This is a genomic window from Neobacillus drentensis (assembly GCF_036966985.1).
GTDB classification, from domain to species: Bacteria; Bacillota; Bacilli; order Bacillales; family Cytobacillaceae; genus Neobacillus; species Neobacillus drentensis_E.
In genome coordinates, this window is sequence record NZ_JBALSN010000467.1 from 1 (window position 1) to 1,982 (window position 1,982).

Sequence of the window (1,982 nt, forward strand, 5' to 3'; positions counted from 1 at the left end):
CTAGGACCTGGAATGGAGGCACTTTGGGATAACCTTGGTAAGCCACGACTTGATGAAACTACGATTCAAACATTATCTGAACAGGCTATCTCTTCTTATGGCAACATTTCGGAAAAGCAGCTTGAAGAAGAGCGTGATCGTCGACAATTATCCGTACTCCATGCACTTAATGAGAAAAAGTAAAGACACCTATTCACACTAAAGTTAAAAAGGATCGGCTTTCCATGTTCTTTCCCAATAGGAACATGGTTTTTTATGCTAAAGCTGAACAGGATGTTATAAATCATGAAGAGAGGATATGATTAATATAATTAAAACTTTTCAAGCAATGGTGTTACATACTAAGTACTTTGAAATATGGTGGGTCGGTAGCTACGTCTGGTTTTACAGGCGGAAGAGAAGTATCTACAACAGTTCTTCCTCATATCTTAAGGGGCGTCAATTGGCTCGGAATTGATTCAGTTCAATGTCAAATGAAGAAGCGATTAAAAGTTTGGGATCGTCTGGGTGATGATCTTAAACCAACAACGTTAAATGAAGACGTAGCAAATGAAATCTCATTAAAAGAGCTTCCAGGAGTATTAAAGGATATTTTAGAAGGAAAAATACGTGGAAGAACGATTGTTAAACTATAACATGCTTAGTTTAAATCACAACTGATACATTTGAGCATTTATGTTTAAAACGCCTCAGAATTTGTTCTGAGGCGTTTTAATATGATTCATAAAGTCTAAATTAGTCTATATTGGCGTCTTAGATCTTTCATGCTTAGAAATAATTTAGTTCCAACCACTAAACTGATTTATTCAACAACCTGGAGAGTGACGTCAATATTCCCTCTTGTGGCTTTTGAGTATGGACAGAATTCGTGGGCCTTATGTACAAGCTCTTCTAATTTTTCCTTTTCCACACCAGTCCCTTTTACTTGCAACGTTACTGCAATTTTGAATCCTTGATCAGACTCATCTTTTAAGAAATCTACATTTGCCGTTACTTCTGATTCGAATTTGACATGTTCCTGCCTTGCGATGTGCTGTAAAGCCCCATCGAAACAAGCAGAGTAACCACAAGCGAACAACTGTTCAGGGTTTGTCGCGTTTGGTAATTCTTTCGCTCTTGGGGAGCCTGGCATTGCTAAATCCACTTTTATTTTGCCATCAGATGATTCAACTCTGCCTTGTCTTCCTCCACGAGCTGTTGCAGATGATGTGAATAATGGTTTTGTAGTCATCGATTTTCTCCTTTTTTGAGAATAATGTCTTGCCTTAATGTTCACAAAGAGAGAGCTTATTACCCTTAATTCAAAACCTAACATTTTGAAAAGCTAATCGGAAATTTCCAACTAGCTTTTCTTCTCGGTCAAAATGTTATTGATTCGCTTTTTTGACATACTCCGCAACTGTAATGGTACGTTTAGCTTGATGTTTAACAGCTGCCTGTACGTCTTCGATCATTTTCCCATCTTGTCCAACAGTAACACTTGTTCCATAAGGGTTACCACCTGCTCCGAAGGTGACTGGATCTGTATAACCAGGAGCTGCTACAATGGCACCCCAATGATACATGGTGGTATAAAGGGATAAAATCGTTGCTTCTTGACCGCCATGAGGATTTTGTGCAGAAGCCATGGCGCTAACGACTTTGTTTACAAGCTTTCCGTTAAACCATAAACCTCCGGTTGTATCCAAAAATTGCTTCATTTGTGCAGGCATGTTACCAAATCGCGTAGGTACACTGAAGATAATGGCATCTGCCCATTCTAAATCATTTAATGTTACTTCAGGTACTGCCTTCGTTGCTTCAACATGAGCTTTCCAACCTGGATTTCCTTCAATAACTGATTGTGGTGCAAGCTCAGGGACTTTTAATACTTTTACTTCAGCACCCGCTTCTTTCGCTCCTTCTTCAGCCCATTTGGCTAATTGATAGTTTGTTCCACCCATGCTGTAATAAATTACGGCTAATTTTACATTTGTCATTGT

The 1,982-nt window shown here is 38.8% G+C and carries 3 protein-coding genes and 1 pseudogene; 2 read left to right on the forward strand and 2 right to left on the reverse strand.

Annotated elements, in window-relative coordinates:
• Together V7659_RS25505 and V7659_RS25510 are read left to right on the forward strand one after the other, a co-directional pair.
• Positions 1 to 183, forward strand: a 183-nt coding sequence (locus V7659_RS25505; RefSeq protein ID WP_420491773.1) for a hypothetical protein, incomplete at its 5' end; no start/stop codon positions are given.
• A 152-nt stretch (positions 184 to 335) separates the two neighbouring features.
• A pseudogene (locus V7659_RS25510) lies at positions 336 to 635 on the forward strand (oxidoreductase); the annotation flags it as partial.
• Between the two features lie 167 nt (positions 636 to 802).
• Here V7659_RS25510 and V7659_RS25515 read toward each other — a convergent pair.
• Both V7659_RS25515 and wrbA read right to left on the reverse strand, forming a co-directional pair.
• On the reverse strand, positions 803 to 1,231 hold the full coding sequence (locus tag V7659_RS25515; protein WP_335542916.1) for an organic hydroperoxide resistance protein: 429 nt from the start codon (positions 1,229 to 1,231) through the stop codon (positions 803 to 805).
• 136 nt (positions 1,232 to 1,367) lie between these two features.
• Positions 1,368 to 1,979, reverse strand: coding sequence for an NAD(P)H:quinone oxidoreductase (gene wrbA / locus V7659_RS25520; RefSeq protein ID WP_335542917.1), 612 nt, complete (start codon positions 1,977 to 1,979; stop codon positions 1,368 to 1,370).
• Positions 1,980 to 1,982 lie beyond the last annotated feature (3 nt).